General features: G+C 59.2%; 13 protein-coding genes and 3 tRNA genes. 5 read left to right on the forward strand and 11 right to left on the reverse strand.

Annotated features, from left to right (window positions below; genetic code table 11):
* Window positions 1-33 precede the first annotated feature (33 nt).
* The 4 genes from IE111_RS00245 to IE111_RS00260 form a co-directional block, all read right to left on the reverse strand.
* Window positions 34-1176 carry an NAD(P)/FAD-dependent oxidoreductase gene (locus IE111_RS00245; RefSeq protein ID WP_189606488.1) on the reverse strand — a complete coding sequence of 381 codons (1143 nt, stop codon included), beginning with the start codon at window positions 1174-1176 and terminating at the stop codon, window positions 34-36.
* 3 nt (window positions 1177-1179) lie between these two features.
* The gene (locus IE111_RS00250; RefSeq protein WP_189606489.1) at window positions 1180-3267 is read right to left on the reverse strand and encodes a LodA/GoxA family CTQ-dependent oxidase; all 2088 of its coding nucleotides are present in this window, start codon (window positions 3265-3267) and stop codon (window positions 1180-1182) included.
* A gap of 55 nt (window positions 3268-3322) precedes the next feature.
* Window positions 3323-4684 (reverse strand): hypothetical protein, encoded by a 1362-nt coding sequence (locus tag IE111_RS00255; RefSeq protein WP_229805070.1) that lies wholly within the window; start codon window positions 4682-4684, stop codon window positions 3323-3325.
* Between the two features lie 292 nt (window positions 4685-4976).
* On the reverse strand, window positions 4977-6707 hold the full coding sequence (locus tag IE111_RS00260) for an ABC-F family ATP-binding cassette domain-containing protein (RefSeq protein ID WP_189606490.1): 1731 nt from the start codon (window positions 6705-6707) through the stop codon (window positions 4977-4979).
* Window positions 6708-7089: 382 nt separating this feature from the next.
* On the opposite strand from IE111_RS00260, the gene IE111_RS00265 reads away from it, so the two are divergent.
* The 5 genes from IE111_RS00265 to IE111_RS00285 all read left to right on the forward strand — a co-directional run bounded on the left by IE111_RS00265 (window position 7090) and on the right by IE111_RS00285 (window position 9391).
* Window positions 7090-7166: transfer RNA gene (locus tag IE111_RS00265), tRNA-Met, on the forward strand.
* A 7-nt stretch (window positions 7167-7173) separates the two neighbouring features.
* A tRNA-Gln gene (locus IE111_RS00270) sits at window positions 7174-7248 on the forward strand.
* Window positions 7249-7309: 61 nt separating this feature from the next.
* Window positions 7310-7384: transfer RNA gene (locus IE111_RS00275), tRNA-Gln, on the forward strand.
* A gap of 106 nt (window positions 7385-7490) precedes the next feature.
* The gene (locus IE111_RS00280) at window positions 7491-8360 is read left to right on the forward strand and encodes a sulfurtransferase (protein ID WP_189606491.1); all 870 of its coding nucleotides are present in this window, start codon (window positions 7491-7493) and stop codon (window positions 8358-8360) included.
* Window positions 8360-9391, forward strand: a complete 1032-nt coding sequence (locus tag IE111_RS00285) for a polysaccharide deacetylase family protein (RefSeq protein WP_189606492.1) — start codon at window positions 8360-8362, stop codon at window positions 9389-9391. Before IE111_RS00280 ends, IE111_RS00285 begins: the two co-directional genes overlap by 1 nt.
* A gap of 94 nt (window positions 9392-9485) precedes the next feature.
* On the opposite strand, the gene IE111_RS00290 is transcribed toward IE111_RS00285, so the two are convergent.
* The 7 genes from IE111_RS00290 to IE111_RS00320 all read right to left on the reverse strand — a co-directional run bounded on the left by IE111_RS00290 (window position 9486) and on the right by IE111_RS00320 (window position 16645).
* Window positions 9486-9818, reverse strand: coding sequence for a DUF2185 domain-containing protein (locus tag IE111_RS00290; protein ID WP_189606493.1), 333 nt, complete (start codon window positions 9816-9818; stop codon window positions 9486-9488).
* Between the two features lie 293 nt (window positions 9819-10111).
* On the reverse strand, window positions 10112-11143 hold the full coding sequence (gene fbp, locus IE111_RS00295) for a class 1 fructose-bisphosphatase (RefSeq protein ID WP_189606494.1): 1032 nt from the start codon (window positions 11141-11143) through the stop codon (window positions 10112-10114).
* A 293-nt stretch (window positions 11144-11436) separates the two neighbouring features.
* The gene (locus tag IE111_RS00300; protein WP_189606495.1) at window positions 11437-12654 is read right to left on the reverse strand and encodes a glycosyltransferase family protein; all 1218 of its coding nucleotides are present in this window, start codon (window positions 12652-12654) and stop codon (window positions 11437-11439) included.
* Window positions 12651-13451, reverse strand: a complete 801-nt coding sequence (locus IE111_RS00305) for an HAD-IIB family hydrolase (RefSeq protein ID WP_189606496.1) — start codon at window positions 13449-13451, stop codon at window positions 12651-12653. Before IE111_RS00305 ends, IE111_RS00300 begins: the two co-directional genes overlap by 4 nt.
* Window positions 13452-13766: 315 nt before the next feature.
* On the reverse strand, window positions 13767-14480 hold the full coding sequence (locus IE111_RS00310) for a DUF3581 domain-containing protein (protein WP_189606497.1): 714 nt from the start codon (window positions 14478-14480) through the stop codon (window positions 13767-13769).
* A 158-nt stretch (window positions 14481-14638) separates the two neighbouring features.
* Window positions 14639-15583, reverse strand: a complete 945-nt coding sequence (locus IE111_RS00315; RefSeq protein WP_189606498.1) for an alpha/beta fold hydrolase — start codon at window positions 15581-15583, stop codon at window positions 14639-14641.
* A gap of 129 nt (window positions 15584-15712) precedes the next feature.
* On the reverse strand, window positions 15713-16645 hold the full coding sequence (locus IE111_RS00320; RefSeq protein WP_189606499.1) for a carbohydrate kinase family protein: 933 nt from the start codon (window positions 16643-16645) through the stop codon (window positions 15713-15715).
* Window positions 16646-16792 lie beyond the last annotated feature (147 nt).

The raw sequence follows: 16792 nt of genomic DNA on the forward strand, positions 1-16792 counted from the left end.
GGCACTCGCCTTTTATGGATTTCCAAATCTGAGTTACGGAACGGCGGCGCTCAGGGTTGGCTCGATCCGTCGCCGCCAAAAATCACCACCCCGGTGTCGGTATTCGGCCAGATAGTACTGTTGACGCAGTTTGATGTGCTCGCTGAATTCGGAGAACACGCCGGACTGATAATCGAGCAAACCGCCTGATTGACCGGTTCGACACCAGGCGTCAATGGCGTTCGCGGCCCGCTGCCCCTGATCCAACGCCTTGGTGATGCCGGCGGAACTGATCGGATCGAAACTGCAGGCCGCGTCTCCGACGGCCAGCCAGACGCCCTGTTCGACAACGCCGGCGACGCCACTGAGGATGGCGACCGGCGCAGGTTTGATGACGCGATCGAGCTCCTCCGGCTTCGGACAAGGCAGGTTCCGACTCAGAAGACGCGTTCGCCGATAAGCTTCGACAAACCCGACCGCTGTATCGATTCCGCGCTCGCGCACGGTTCGCCAGTCACTGGTGAAAGAGAGCAGGCACCGATCCCCGGGCAGGCGGGCCCCATACCACCAACCCGATGTATCGCCTTCCAGCAGGGTATGGTCCGGTCGCTCCAGTGCATCCGAGCAATCCACGAACCCGCATACGGCGATCAGGTCATCGTAGACGTTGCGTGCTACACCCAGCCGACGAACAGCGGCGGCCGCAGCGCCCGAGGCGTCAACCATGACGGGGAATTCCCGATGAAACGGTCGGCCCTTCCGGGTCCCGCTCAGGCCGAATCCTAGGGGTGTTTGCGCGATCGAGGTCAGGCGAGCGGGTCGCATCAACTCTACATCGGCGTTCGCCAGGGCTTCCAACAATTGCTCGTTGAACCGGGATCGGTCGAGGTGGTAACCGCGACCGTTCGGGTCCAAGAGAAAGTCGTTGAAACCGGGTTGATCACGCCCCCACAGTGACCAACTTCCCGGGCAGGGCCGGTGCGCCTCGCCGTCCAGCAGGGCATCCAAACCCAATCGTCGCAATACCGCACGGGCACCCGGTGGCAGACTTTCACCGATGGCGTTCGGGTCGATCCGATCGTCCTGATCGCACAAGACCGTCAATCGGTTAAACCCCAACCGTTTTAGTGAGAGCGCCGTGGCGGCCCCAGCGGGGCCGCCTCCGACGATGACGATGGGTGTATCGGTCATACGCATCAATCAATCCGGTCCACAGTTTTTCGGTGGCTGATAGCCGGGCATGAAGGCCGTCGGCCAGGCTGGAACACTGTCACCCTCGCTTTCAAACAGGCTGGCGATCTCCAGGAACTTGTCGGCGCCGTAGTTGCCGCCTTTCCCGTCCGGTATCCGCAGCCCCTGAATGATGAAGCCGACTTTCTGCCAGTTTTCGACGAAGTCGAAATAGCATTGGAAACGCCCCTGCTGTTGCGGGTAGGGGGTTTGGGTTCCCTGCCCTTCATCACCGCGCACGCTGTACAGTTGCCCACCCAGATTCCACTGTCCGGCTGAACGATCGTAGGAACACTGACTGGCCGGATAGACCGCCACCGGCCGCTGCGCCGGCCAGGACCAATACAGGGTATTATTCCCGGCCGGGTTCGGGTCCGGCGTATGCGTGGCGCAGCTGTTGTAGTCCGTATGCCAGGGCAAGGCCATGAACTTCGACAGGTCGCCTGGCTGCACGGCCGCTTGCCGCAACGGTATATAGCCAACGCCCAGGAAGGGTTTGTCGCGTTTGGCCTGGCTGTAATCCAGCGGGGCCTGATTGATGCGGAAGGGGCCGGTGGCGCCCTGCCAGTCCTGCCGGTAGAGATTGACATCGCGGACAATGAAGGTCACCTCAATGCCGGGCGAATACCGACCGCCCAGGCAGTTCTGCAATACCGCGCGATCCAACCGTTCCCCCGGTCCATAGGTGACCGATTGTCGACTGAAGCGCCGGTTGTACCACTGATCCAGCATAAAGTACTGGGTTTTGCTGACCGTGAGGAAACTCTTCATGGCGTCGCCCAGCGACAGCGGCATCAATTTACCCCCCTGTTCGAACTGACTCTCGTCGTTCGGATCCCGGATCAGATTCCTGAACGACGGAATCTTCTGCTGCGGGTCGTCGCTGGCGGTGATGTGCCCCATGAAACGATGCCCCTGAATGGCGGCGTCGGGCAGATTGGTGTTCCACTGTTGCAGCATGGCCGCGTGCAGGATCGGCAGGATGTCGTCGTCGAACGACGGCAGGTAATCCGGATTGTATTGTCCGTTGGCGAACAGCGCAGGAACCAGCCCGAGTTGCTCCACCCAGGTGTTGAAGACATCATCCCAGGCGGACACCACATTGCGGGTCTGCGGTGCATAGGCCGGATCGGTCGTAATCACCCAACCGCCTACGGCTTCGACACAGCTGCCGTCCTCGAACACCACGGTGGCATTGACCGGCCCGTCCGAGACATCGTCGAACCAGTTGTCGTTGTCGATGGCATCGTTCAACCGCGGAGCCTGGCCGTTCTCGTCCCAACCGGCCGCCAGACCATAGCCGCCCAGCACCAGCAAGCGTCCGGAGCCTTTTTCCAGCGTCAGTTCGCCCAGAGTCCGGATAGACCCATTGGGGTTGAACATCGGCAATCCGTGATCGTCCGGAAAGCTGACCGGGTAATCGGCCACCTGCTGGACCTGGCCCTGACGGTCCACGTAGCTCGGTTCGCTCTGACGACTGAACGGTACTACCGGCGGCTGATCCCTGTCCGCTGCGGCGATCGTTCTAGGACCGGGGTCGATGACAAGCTTGCTCAACCGTTCGGTGGTATCGAGATCCGAACCGAATTCCTCCCGGTTACGGGCCGGTGGATGCCCGCCGTTTTCATAGGCTTTGATGCCCTCCTCGACGGCGACTGTCTTGCCGTCCTCCGTGACCTCGGAAGCGATGGCGTAATTGTTCGCTTTCTTGTTGGCCAGGTGCACCATCCAGACGATGTCCTTGACCGTTTTGCCGTCGATGACATCGCCGATGGCGACTTCCCGACCGCCCCCCGAGGGATAGGTGGCGTTCGACTGGTCATATCGGTACAGCCGAAACCGCGCCGCCTGACGCTTGAGCCGTTGCTGACCATCGCGCAGGTCGGATTCCTCGATAACGGTGTCTTCGGTACCCGCCTTGATCGGCAAGCCGCCCATCAGGCCGCTGGCGCCCTGAAGATCGCCGGCGGCGGTTTCGGGCGCTATGTAATACTCCTCACTGTTGCCCACACGGGCGAAATTGATAGCGGGATGAACGCGAAAAATGGGATTACTCATGATGAATGCCTCTGTTGATCAAACGTTGACTGACACGAATGGCGTTTAAGTCGCGTTATTGTTGCGACCGGAAATACCCGTTCACCAGAATGTGACTGATGTCGACTTCAAGCCCCGGCAGGGGGGTCATCGTCACCTCGGGAGGGAAACGCTGGTTGGTGTTGTGACAACGGAAACAGTTGTTCATCGTGCTTTGGGTTTGGGTGAAGGTTTCGATGGTCGCGTTCGAGAGTTTGAGTGAGCCGGTCAGGAAGTCGTCATCGGCCAGGGATTCGTTGGCTTTGAAATCATTGCCTTTCAGAAACCAGATGGCACCTACTTCGAAATAATTCGACCAAACACTGGACTCGGTACGTAATTGCTGCTTCACCTGAAGATTCAGGTCATGGATGTTGGAATCGTTTTTTGCTATGGATTTCCGGTCGTTCACCGCATCGTTCGGATCGTTGCCGAATTCGAACAACCGACACACCTGGGTGACTGGCGTCAGTGTCTGCGTCCGCTCGTCCAGTTTTCGGGAGGCGGAATTGCTGGGGTTCCGGTTGCACTCGCCGAAGGTTGTACCGGCCTCGTAGAAGGTCCAGTCCTCCTTGGATACCACGGTTTCCGCAGTCGCATCCGCCGGTACATTGGGCGCGTTTTCGTCGTGCTCGAACGTTGCCCAGATCATTTCCGGATGGCCCTCGACCCGACCGGCGATGTGCAACCCCACCAGCGCCAGGGTCACCTCTTCGGTCTTTTCCGGGTCGATGACGATCTTGCCGCTTCGATTGGCCAAGAGGGTGACAGTGGCGGGCATGGTGAAGAAGCGACTGGTGTCTTCGTTCGGCTGCACGATCTTCCAGGAGGCTTTCAGCTCCATGGCGCCGTTTGGAAAGGGTGTGTCCGGGTTAAAACTCGCCAGCTTGGTGGGATCGGTCAGGTCGTGCTCGGTGACGAACTGAGCGAAGGTCGAATCGAGGTACTGGGAATAATAGACTGAGCGCCCGTTCTGGTCGGTGAGGATGCCATCGGTTCCCGCCTGGAGAAACTCGTCCACGAGTTCCGGCCGGGACGATTTGGTCATTCTCGGCAGAATCCCGGAACCGAGATCGCTGTCCCCATATAAAGCCGCCGGAGACTCGAACGACAGAAATCGGGGTTCTCCGTCGACACTCTGGGTCAACCACAGAAACGCCTGCCAGGACCACTGATGAAAAGCACAGTTACTGTTGCCTTTGAAGTCGTCGAAGGGAGGTTTCGGTGTCTGGTTCTGTGGAAACCAGTCCGATTCGGCTTTGCAATCGAACGCGGCTATCTGGGAGGTCATCGCCTGGGGTTCCCCGGTGTCCCGAGTGGCCGTGCCGCAGGCAGAAAGCAACGTAACAGGGATAAACGAAACGGCGAACAATCCTTTAGTGAGGTTGGATACGGTCATGATTACTCCTTTACGAAGGTCACTTTTTATACACCACCCGATCGAGCGGTATTCAGTGCCTGGTTGTATTTATCGACACCGCGGCCCTTCCCTGGCCTGCCGATAATACTTCCGCAACCCGGACTTTTTTGACGTTAGTCCAGGGGTCGCGTTCTCGCAAATAGGTATGCGATTGGGGAGCGGCTAATCTCGCGTCCTAAAATTCACCTTCGGTGCTAAAACCCGAGCCAGCTGGTGGGTAAACCATTTCCACAGCGCCCCATCCCTGGGAACAACAGGAGGATCCTCCAATTCAACGGTCGTCGAGTCGGGACCACAATGTATTCAACTCGCGCTCCCATTGTTTCTGCCGATCCGGTTTCTGGTGCTTGGGTTTTCGGGCACGATCTTCCGTCAACAATCGCTCCAGTTGATCGATCCGTTCGAGGGCGTCTTCCTCACCCCCGATCGGTTGGACCGGTTGGTCGGTTTTCGAATTCGAATCCACCCGGTCGTCGAAGGTTTCCGGATCGCCCTGTTCCAGTTGGAGATAGAATTCATCGGGACCGGTCACTTCGTGTATGCGCCCCCGGGAAATCCACCACCACCGGGTCGCGGTTCGTTCTAGAAAGGTGCGATCGTGACTGGTCATCAGTACGGTGATGTCGCTGCCCGTCAACGACTCGATCAATTCCTCGCGGCCCTCCAGGTCGATGTGGTTGGTCGGTTCGTCCAGGACCAGGACGTTGGGCTGCTGCAATCGAAACAGCGCAAACATCATGCGGGCTTTTTCACCACCGCTCAGCTCACAGACCGGCTGATCGAAGCGGTCGTAGGGAACCCCGGTGGACAGCAGGGTCTGGCGAATGGGTTCGTCCGAACCGTCGACTCGCTCGCGCAACCAGTCGAACCGACTGACGGGATGATCGAGTTCCGCCAACTGTTGTTCGTAATAGCCCAGTCGAGCCCGTGGATTCCAGCGGACCGGGCCACTGTCGACGCCCACGGCATCGATCACACGATCGAGTGTTGTGGATTTGCCCACACCGTTGACCCCCAGCAGAGCCACCCGGTCGCCGGGTCGCACATTGAGGAACTCGCATCGGACCAACTCACGATCCGTCCCGGGAATGCATACCGTCAGGTCTTCCATAGCCACCACCTGTCGGGCGGTCAGCCCTTCTTCCGGTAACGACACCGACAAGCCACTGCCCTGGCTGACGAAGGTATAGTCGTCCTTGAGTCGCTCGACCCGCTTTTCCATGCTTTTGGCCTTGCGGGACAAGTCTTCGTTGTCGAAGGTATGCCCCCAGTGCGCCAACCGCTTGGCCGACGCCGCGATCCGGGCCACTTCTTTTTCCTCCTGGGCGCGGCGGGCTTCGGCCTGCTCATCCTGATGCTTCAGGGCCTCGCGGGCGGCATCGTAAGGCAGATCGAACTCATAGATCCGTTGATCGCGCAGCACCCAGGTCTGACGGCAGAGCGCGTTCAGCAGATACCGGTCGTGAGACACCATGATCCAGGGCCGGTTCAGGCCACCGAGCCATTGTCGCAGACGGGTCAGGCTCAGGATGTCCATATGGTTTCCGGGTTCGTCGAGCAATAGCACATCCGGATCGGTGAGAATGGCCCGAACCATCAGCAACAGATTCTGCTGGCCTCCGCTGAGACGGTTCACCGGCTGTTCGAACTGATCCCGGGTAAAGCCGAGTTTGTGCAATTCCGCCTCGGCCTTGTACGCTTCGATGCTGCGCCGGGCCTCCGGCAACGCGAGTTCGGCCGCCTCCAGCAGCGTGGTATCCATCAGTTCGGCGGGTACGAATTGATCGACCAGAGCCACCACCAGGTTGCGACGGCACTGGCGGTGGCCGCCGTCGGGCTCGAGCTGTCCGGCCAGCAGACGCAACAGACAGGACTTGCCGGAGCCGTTGTGGCCCACCAGTCCGATGCGGTCACCGGTGTTCAAGGCGAGGTTTATTTCAGCGAACAGGGGTTTAATGCCCACGGTCAGGGAGACCTGGGACAGGGAAAGCAATAAGCTCATGTCAACGTCCTAATAAAAACAGGGTTCAGGACGCCGTACGAGAAAGGTGTCTGGCTCGAATCGACGTCCGTTTAGCGGGAGTAGGACGTCGGGGCAGTACCCGAGGGGCACTGTGCACGGCCGAGACGGCACAAGCACAAAGTCATGGGGGCTCCTCTGTTGCGGTGAATGGAAGAAAACAGTCTAGCGAAGCGGGATGGAGCAGGAAAGCTTGTTTTTTTCAGCCGTCGTGCCAAAATGCGCACCCTGTCGGCGTATTGCAGCCCGTAAGCCTTTGAGGCTTCCGTTGGTAATTCGCTAAGCCATTGAATTTTTTGGAAAAAAGTTAAATGGCCTAGTTGACACCCCCGGAAATTTACGGATAATACGCGGCCGTTACGGAGGCTATGTAGCTCAGTTGGTTAGAGCACAGCATTCATAATGCTGGAGTCGCTGGTTCAAGTCCAGCCATAGCCACCACTTCTCTTGGGCCGTCGCCAAGTGGTAAGGCAACGGGTTTTGATCCCGTCATTCGCAGGTTCGAATCCTGCCGGCCCAGCCAGTTTTCCCCAGTGGAAGCGTTCTCGCCTCCCCACAAGCTGATCTCGTTTTTCCCCGTCTAATGGGCCGTCGCCAAGTGGTAAGGCAACGGGTTTTGATCCCGTCATTCGCAGGTTCGAATCCTGCCGGCCCAGCCATTCCTTGCACCTTCCCGACATCCGGACACGACGTCCCGGCACCTGCTCGGATTCGAGCCCATGCTAGACTGCGTGCAATTCAGACGCCCATCAGGGAGACGACCCCATGTCCGATCGAGACGACCTGCTCATTTCCGCCGATGCGCTCAAGCATCGACTGTCCGACACCGGAGCCGAACGGCCCATTCTGCTGGACACTCGCTTCAACCTGGCCGATACCGACGAAGGCGAACGGCACTATCGCGAAGGCCACATTCCCGGTGCCTTTTATGCCCATCTCGACCGGGATCTGTCCGGTTCCATCGTTCCCGGCGAGACCGGCCGCCACCCCCTTCCCGAGCCCGCCCAACTGCAAGCGACATTGCGCGCCCGGGGCATCCGGGCGGATTCCGAGGTCATCGTTTATGACGCCGCCAACGCCATGATCGCCGGGCGGGCCTGGTGGTTGTGTCGTTGGGCCGGGCTCGACCGGGTGCGGGTTCTGGACGGCGGCTGGCAAGCCTGGCTGGACGCCGGCGGTCCGGTCGAAAGCGGCTCGGGGCCCGAGCCGGCTGATGGCGACATCGAAGTCCGGTGCCCAACCGAGTGGATCGTCGACGCCGATCAACTGCTACGAAACACCGGCCGGTACACCCTGCTGGATGCCCGTGCCCGCCCACGCTACAGCGGTGAGACCGAACCGATGGACCACAAAGCCGGACACATCCCCGGTGCTCTGTGCGCCGACTTCACGGCCAACCTGGACGATTCCGGACGGTTCAAGTCGGCCCCGGCGTTGCGTCAACGCTTTGAAAGCGTGCCGGATGACGGCAACCTCGTATGCTATTGTGGCTCCGGTGTAACCGCCTGTCACAACATACTCGCTCTGACGCTGGCCGGACATCGCCAACCCCGGCTGTACGCCGGATCCTGGAGCGAGTGGATCAACGACGACAGTCGGCCCGTAGCCACCGGAACCGAAAAGGAGCCTGTTTGATGATCAAGTCGGTGTGGACACTCTTCCTCACGATTCTGGCCAGCGGCGCAACGCTGGCCCAACCTCATTTCAACGTGCTGGTCTATCACCACGTGGCCACGGACACACCGGCCAGCACCACCATCAGCCCCGAGCGTTTCCGCGAACACCTCACCCTGTTGCGCGATGAGGGCTTTTCGGTCGTATCGATCGAGGAAGCGCTCGCCGCGGTGCGCGGGGAAGGCTCGGCCAACCTGCCGGAGAAAGCCGTGGTGCTGACCTTCGACGACGCCTACGGCAATATCTACGACAACGCCTTCCCGATGCTGAAGGAATTCGACTACCCCTTCACCATCTTCGTGGCGACGGATCCGGTCGACCAGGGCTTCAATGAGATGCTGACCTGGGATGAACTTCAGTCCCTGCAGGACTGGGGCGTGACCATCGCCAATCACACCCGGGACCACGACTATCTGGTGCGACACCACCCCCGGGACGACGCCTGGCTGACCTCGGTCCGCGAGAACATCCAACACGCCCAGCAACGCCTGGAAAGCGAGTTGACCGGCGACATCCCCAAGCTGTTCGCCTACCCCTACGGTGAGTACAACGCTGCGCTGAAGGAATTACTGGCCGACGAGGGCTACATTGGTTTCGCCCAGCACTCCGGCGGCATTTACAGCGGCAGCGATTTCCATGCCCTGCCCCGCTTCGCCGCAGCCGGCATTTACGCCAACCCGGAAACACTCCTGACCAAGCTGAACAGCCATCCCATGCCGGTGAATTACGATACCGTACCGGACATGCTGATCCATGACCCGACACCATCGATGACCATTGAAGTGACCCGTCCGGATGACATGAGTCGCTCATTGAACTGCTTCATCAACGGCAACTGGCAGGACGCCGAGTGGGAGAATGAAAGCCGGTTCAGCCTCGCCGCACCCGACCCGCTGAGCGAAGGCCGGCATCGCTTCAACTGCACCGCCCAGGCGCGAGACGGCGATTTCTTCTATTGGTATTCGCAGCCTTGGTTGATACAGGAAAAGTAAGTCTTCACGAACCCGTGTGGAAGCCCTTGCTTACCACATACAAAAAAGGCCTGTATCAACAGGCCTTTTTTTTGTTTAAAAAACTGATGATTGCTCAGTCCGGAATTTCATAGTCGTACACCGGCACCCAATCGTTGCTGTCGGGCAACCGCTCCCAGACACTGCCGACCTCCGAACGCTGCACCAGATCGACGATACTCGGGTCCAGACGTTCCATGCAGTCCAGCGGCGCAACACAGGCCGCGTCCTCTTCCATCAGAAAATCGTCGGTTTCAAAGCCGCTGTAAAATCGAAAGCCGGTGTCGTTGGCGTGCTGGGCTTCTTCTTTATAAAAGAAACGAATGGGTAACGGGCGCTCATTCAGAATCAAGCTCGATGCCAGGCAGAGGTGGCCCTGATGACGGTGATAACTGACTTGTTCTTGCATAACGACAACGACCTCACTGAAATAACTTGAAACCGGGATCCGTGGCCTACCCTGATACGCAACCGCTACGGGATCCCAGGAGCCTGCGGGACTCCTCGAAGGGCGGCGGATTATAAGCAAGCCACACCAAAATGCATCCCGATTCAGAGACCGTTTTCAGCGCGTTTTTATTGGTCGTTGCAAATCAATCAGTTATAAATGTATTTTTTTGTAACGTTTTATTAAGGTGTCACACAGTGACGACATACTGGCGAGTTGGTGTGTCCGCCCCTGTTCCGGGGCGGCTCACAGCGCTATTGGGCGCTCTGTTCGGCATTGTCGAACAGAAATTGCTCCAGATCGTCCACCATGGCTTTCGATCCGGCGAAGAAGGGCACGCGCTGGTGTAACGAAGTCGGTTTGAGTTCCAGGACCCGCTGACCCTCTTTGCAGATCGCACGACCACCGGCCTGCTCCACCAGAAAGGCGATCGGGTTGCATTCGTACAACAGGCGCAGCTTGCCGTTCGGATACCGCGCCGATGACGGGTACAGGTAGATCCCCCCGTAGATCAGGTTGCGGTGGATGTCCGACACCAGCGAACCGATGTACCGTGAAGTGTAGGGCCGGTTCGAGGCATCGTCTTCGACCTGGCAGTATTTGATGTACTTCTTCACCCCTTCGGGAAAATGCACATAGTTGCCTTCGTTGATCGAATAGATCAATCCCAGTTCGGGTGTTTGCATGTTCGGATGGGACAGACAAAACACACCGAGCGTCGGATCATAGGTAAAGCCGTTGACACCATGACCGGTGGAGTAGACCAGCATGGTGGACGAACCGTAAATGACATAACCGGCGGCCACCTGTTCGGTTCCGGGTTGGAAGAAATCCTCATCCGACACCTTGGTACCCACCGGCGAACGCCGTCGATAAACCGAGAAAATGGTTCCCACCGAGACGTTGACGTCGATGTTCGATGAGCCGTCCACCGGGTCCATCATCACGATGTATTTGCTGTTCGTGTTGAGGCCGTCGTCGAGCAGGACGTAATGGTCCTCCTCTTCCGACGCGATGCCGCACACAACACCCCGGGCCGCCAGGGCTGCTTTGAAGGTGTCGTTGGCCAACACGTCCAGTTTCATCTGCTGTTCGCCCTGGACATTTTCGTCGCCGGACAGGCCGGCGATATTGACCAGGCCCGCCTTGTTGATCTCCCGGTGAATGACCTTGGCGGCCAGCTTGATCGCCGAGAACAGTGCGGACAGCTCGCCGCTGGCTTCGGGGTAGTCTTTTTGATGGGCAATGATGAATTCGCCCAGCGTCTGGATGGTCGAGGTAGTCATAGGGGTTTCCCTTTTGTTATTACTCAAATCACGAAGTTCACTGGTGACCAGCGCCGGATGCCGGGTAGACCTATTCGGGGATGTCGGCCGCCTGGATGGCGGCCGTCAAGCCCCCATGGATGGGTTAACGGCGACCCCGAATAGGTCTACCCGGTAGCCGGTGCGGGTTGTGGCACCATAGCGGCTAGTCCGAGATTTGGTTTATTAGTGCCTAGCAGGACTCTTCGGTCCGACGAACATTCTACCTCCTTCGATCTCAACTACCGGGCACAACTGACTTGCCGGTACGGACGTCATCCATCCTGGTTGTCGAGCTCCACGGCATCGAAGATCTGCTCCAGGATGTCCGGAATGGCCGACTGAACCCGGCTCCAACTGGGCATGAAGGGCGTCGCCATCGGGTTTTCCAGAAACTCCTGACCGGCGGCCATGACATTCCGGGCGAACAACTCCACCGCTTCTTCCTCGGCGTGCCGGTCGAGGGTCAGACCGTTGAAGATGGCATCATTGTAGTAGGTTTCGATGTAATCGAGGGCGATGCGGAAATAGGTGGCCTTGATGGTGCGAAAATGCTCCTCGGTGAACACCAGCCCCTGGGTCGCCAGCTTGCGGAAAATGGCTTTGCTGATGTCGTGCGACATCTTCGACAGCCCTTTGCGGGCGTCCTCCGGGCTCAAGGGCTGGTGCTTGTGGTCATAAACATCGGCCACATTCACCTGGCACAGGCTGCGCGGATTGTAATTGCGGTGCAATTCGGCCAGAACACCGACTTCCAGACCCCAGTCGCTGGGTATGCGCAGGTTACGCAATACATCGGTGCGCAGACTGAACTCACCGGAGAGGGTGTACCGAAAAGAGTTCATGTACTCCAGAAACTCGTTATCGCCCTTCACCATTTTCAGCGCGCGCAACAGGGGCGAGACCAGCAGGCGGCATACCCGCCCGTTCATCTTGTTGTCGGCGATGCGCGCGTAATACCCCTTGCAGAACTGGTAGCGGTAGGCCGGGTTCGCCACCGGATAAATCAGGCGAGCCAACAGCGATCGGTCGTAGGTCTTGATGTCGCAATCGTGCATCGCCACCGCCTTGGCCCGGTTCGCGGCCAGAATATAACCGTAGCAATACCAGACATTGCGCCCCTTACCCAGTTCGGTCGGCGCCAGCCCCTTGCTGGCTAGCAACCGGTCGATCGCCTGCAGGCGCGGTCCGTCATTCCACAGAATGCGTACCGTCTGCGGCAGTCTACCGAAATACCGGCGGGCATGCTGAAACTGATCCCGGTCGGCCCGGTCCAGTCCGACCACCACGTCGGACAGGTAAGGGACCTGCATCAGCTCCTGAACAATGTTTTCCAAAGCCGGTTGTTCAAGCTCTGAGTACAGTGAGGGTAAAACCAGCGCCATCGGATTGTGGTGAGAGAACCCGACCAGTTCCTTCTCCATCGACTCCACCGGCCGGTCGACCAGATTGTGCAAATTGGCGATGATGCCGTTCTGAAAGAAATCGCTCATGATTGCGTCTCCTGTGCGGGCTGCATACGTTGCAACCACTGCAAGACGGCCTCGTTCCAGCCCACAGGGCCGGGTTGTGAAGCCAGAATGGCCTTGGATACCGGTTCGGGTCGTGCCGGACCGTGTTTCGGGGGCAGGCGTACCGCCCAATCCGCCGCCGCGAGCAGGGCGTCGTCGTTGCCGCTGTCACCGAGGGCCATCACCTTCAATGGCCGACCGTCGCCCAGCAGTTGGCGAATCCGGTCGAGGGCCGTGCCCTTGTCCGCCGAACCCGCCAGATGCAGAAACCGGCCACCAGCCAGAACCCGAAGACCGGCCCGCTCCACGGCCTCGATAAAGAACTGCCTCCCGGGTGCGTCCTCCGGCCAGTAGATCGGCAACGACGCCTCGCGACGACGCGCCTTCGCCGCCTGGTCCAAAGGCAAACCGGTCCATTGCGCCACCCGGGCGTCCGACACTTCGTGAAAACCGAGCCCCGGGGCGTCCTGCTCCGCGCGAATGCGCTCGAAACAGTACACCAGGGCTTCGGTCGGAGTGCCCAGCACGTCCACCCGTTCCGGTTTGGAACGCTGGTCCACCACCACGCCTCCGTTCTCGCAACCGAAGACCAGTGCGAGATCGGGAATCGACAACCGCAGATCCGCCATTTCCGCCCGCGTTTTGCTGGTTACGGCAATCACCGGGATGTTCAGTGCTCGCAATCGCTGCAGGGCCGGCTCGGCCGGATGCCAGTCGTAGCTGTCATGGTCCAGCAGAGTGCCGTCCAGATCGGTCAGTACAGCCCAGCGGTCAGTCATACCGCACCCGTCCCATTGTCCGGGAGTGTTCCAAGAGAAGATGTTCGGGTGGTCATGTTCACCTCGGGTTCGGCGATGATTCGAATACTCACGCTGAGGATAGAGCAAGAATTTGGCCAGGCCGGGGAGGGATTTCGGGCGTCAAAACGCACCACTACAGTGCACCACGCTTTGAATGCACACTCATGCGCAGCACAAAGACCTGTTATGGTGCGTCACCGGAAGAAAGGTAGGGTTGAGAAGAGCAACGGCGGACTCGGAAAGGTCCGCCCGGAGGGTTTCGAGAGGGCATTCCCTGAGGAATACCCGGAGCAGTCAGCGACTCGCCTTGTGTTCTTCCTTCAGGCGATTGAATTCTTCGACCAGGGCCGCCATCGCTTCGGGATCGTAGGGCATCAACCCGCTGACGATCAGCTTCTTGGTACCGGTTCCGACCAGTTGCCCGTCGGCCATGATATTGAACCGGAACAAGGCATCGCCCCGCTTGCCCTTCACATCCAGCGTGGTATCCGCCAATTCCAGGGTCGGCTGCTTTATGTCCAGGCTGTCCAGCTCGAAGGCCATGCTTTCGTAGATCACCATCGGCCGCTTGGGGTTGAACATCACCTGATGCTTCTCCATGAGCGGCACCATGATGAATGGGAAATTGTGACCGGAGAACGCCACATAGGCCCGTGTCAGGCTCTCGATCAGGTCAGCGTCCTGACTGGTTTCGCCGCTGTGCTCGAGGTGCAGATAGGCTTTGTCGGCGGTATCCTTGATATCGATGACGCCTTCATCCACTTTCGGAAACACCAGCGGCACATTCGCACCCACCATGCCCGAAAAGCGTACGGACATTTTCTCGCTAAGACCGTAGCGATTCAGCACCAACGCGAACAACAGATCGCCCGGCACGCAAAAACGACGCGCGTCCGGGTTGTGAATCGGATTGAAGTCTCCGGCGATGTCCTTGGCGAAGGCGCTGGCCTGTTCGGCACTGATCAGGATGTGACCATCCTGCCGGGTATGAAAGGGATCGAGAAACACGAAGGTCACCTATACTGGGAGTTCTGCAAAGTAACCCATTGTGTCAATTCCACGTTGGCTTGTTTAGCACCCGTCGACGAAAAGATTTGTGAATAATGATCACGAAATGAACCGCACAGCGAGCGTTTTATTCAACATTTGCGGAGAAAGCCCGCTGCTCAGCGCTCCACCTCCAGCATTGGATCGGTGGTTCGACGTACCGAAGGCGGTTCCTGTATCAATTCGGCCGTACGCTCCGGCGCTTCCATCGGCAACAGGTGACCGTAGTGCCCATCCTCCAGGAATTCCCACTGCGGCATCCGCTGACGCAGACGCTCCCAGGCTTGTGGCGACAGAAACATCGAGGGTTTGCCCCGGATCACTCGGACCGGCATGCGTACCGACCTGAGATCCCGCCATATCGCGTCCAGCGTCAGATAGTTATGCACCTCCCATTGCCGGGGGAACGCCAGGCGAACGCCGCCGTCATCGGGTTCGGTCAGCCCTCGCGCCAGCATACGCAGCGGCTCATCGTCCAGACGACGAAACGCGCGACGGTCGCGCAAGTCGGTTAGCGCCTCTTCCAGCGAGCCCCACCGATCCCGGGCTGTCAAGGCGCTCCGGATGGGTTCGAATCGTCGGGCTACGTTGGCAGGCATCAGCCGGGTCAGCCACTCCCCTTTCATGGACTGGATGACCGGTTCGATCAGGATCAAACGGCGAAACAGTTCGGGGCGCTTGGCAGCGGCCATCAGCGTCGTGGTCGCCCCCATCGAATGACCGATGCCGATGATCGGCTGGGTATATCGGTGCTCCAGGAAGGCAATCAGGTCGTCCGCGTAGTCGCGGCAGCGCAGACCGGGCGTCGGTTCGGCATCGGGCCAGAGTGCGCGATTGGCCAGCGACGTCAGCGAGAAATGATGTTTCAGGATGGACAGCAAGGGGCTGTAGCAGGCGGTGGGGAAGCCGTTGGCCGCGTAGAAATGGGCGCTGGGGCCACGGCTGCGGACGACTTCGTGGTAAATGGCCTGATGATCCCTGATCGTCAATCGGTGCGACTTCAATACAGCGCCAGGGTCATGGGACGGATGCTCAATGGCCACTGGATCGTACACTGCTCCCATCACGCCTCCATTCCAGGTCGGGATACTCGTTCGAACAGACTAACGGCGTTTTTGTCCGCCGCCAAGTGCCGATTGGCTAACGTTAGCCTTTTTCAGTCGAACAATGCATCCCGGCAATGGAACCCGGGGTCATTCCGAGACATCCGTCCAGACGGGCAATGAAGGAAAGGCACCGGCGCGGCCCACGGCAAAGGCACCGCAGCGCACGCCCAGAGACAATGCGGCTTTCCAGTCGGGCGTGGCGGACTCGTCGCGGCTCAGGCTGGCCAGAATGGCCCCGGAAAAGGCGTCACCGGCGGCTGTGGTGTCAACCACATCCACCCGGGGCGCCGCCTGTTCCTCACGGCCCTCGCGGGTCAGCAGGACAACGGGTTTTGCCCCGTCGGTGATGTAGATGGCCTGGGCACGGTGTGAAAAGACAAGGTTGGTCAGCGCTTCCTCGGCGTCGACCTCCCACAGCTCGGCCAATTCATCGCGGCTGACCTTGATCACATCCGCCCGGGTCAGCATTTGCTTGATCGGCTCGTGGAAATTGGTCTGGTCCGGCCAAAGATTACGGCGCAGGTTGACATCGAAACTGATTCGATTGCCGGCGTCGATACAGCGGTCGACAAAACCGAGGTGTACGTTACGGATGTGCTCCTCGGTCAGGGTATTGGAGCATACATGCACAATGCCCGGCTTGAATTCGCGCGGATGCGGCAGCTTGTGGGCGGGCAGCATGACGTCGGCCGTGCCGTTGCGATAAAACTGAAAGCTGCGTTCGCCATGCTCGTCCAGCGAGACAACCGCCATGGGGGTTGGCGCATTGGTGGACCGCAGATAGCGCGTATCGACCCCGTAATGGTTGAGGGCTTGCTTGAGGTAAGCGCCGAACGCATCCCGACCAATCTGACCGATGAAGAAAGTGGGCACATCCAGCTTGGCGGCTGCGACCGCGGCATTGGCGGGGGCGCCGCCCGGGTAAAAACGGGCACCGGGAATGGCCAGTCCGTCTTCTGTGGTCTGGCCCTGCTGCAAGGCATCGATCAACAATTCCCCAAAGGCGTAAATCGGCTTCATCGAGCATCCTGTAACTGAGTGAACTGATTGTTATTGTCTCAGTTCGAACGGACCCTGTCGATTTGGCCCGCCGGATGACGAACATGCCCGTCCCGGACTAAACTGACGCCAAGACCGACTGGAAACCATTATGGAAGCTTTGTTGAT

The sequence above is a fragment of the Saccharospirillum salsuginis genome (genome assembly GCF_014651855.1).
In the GTDB taxonomy this organism is placed as follows: domain Bacteria; phylum Pseudomonadota; class Gammaproteobacteria; order Pseudomonadales; family Natronospirillaceae; genus Saccharospirillum; species Saccharospirillum salsuginis.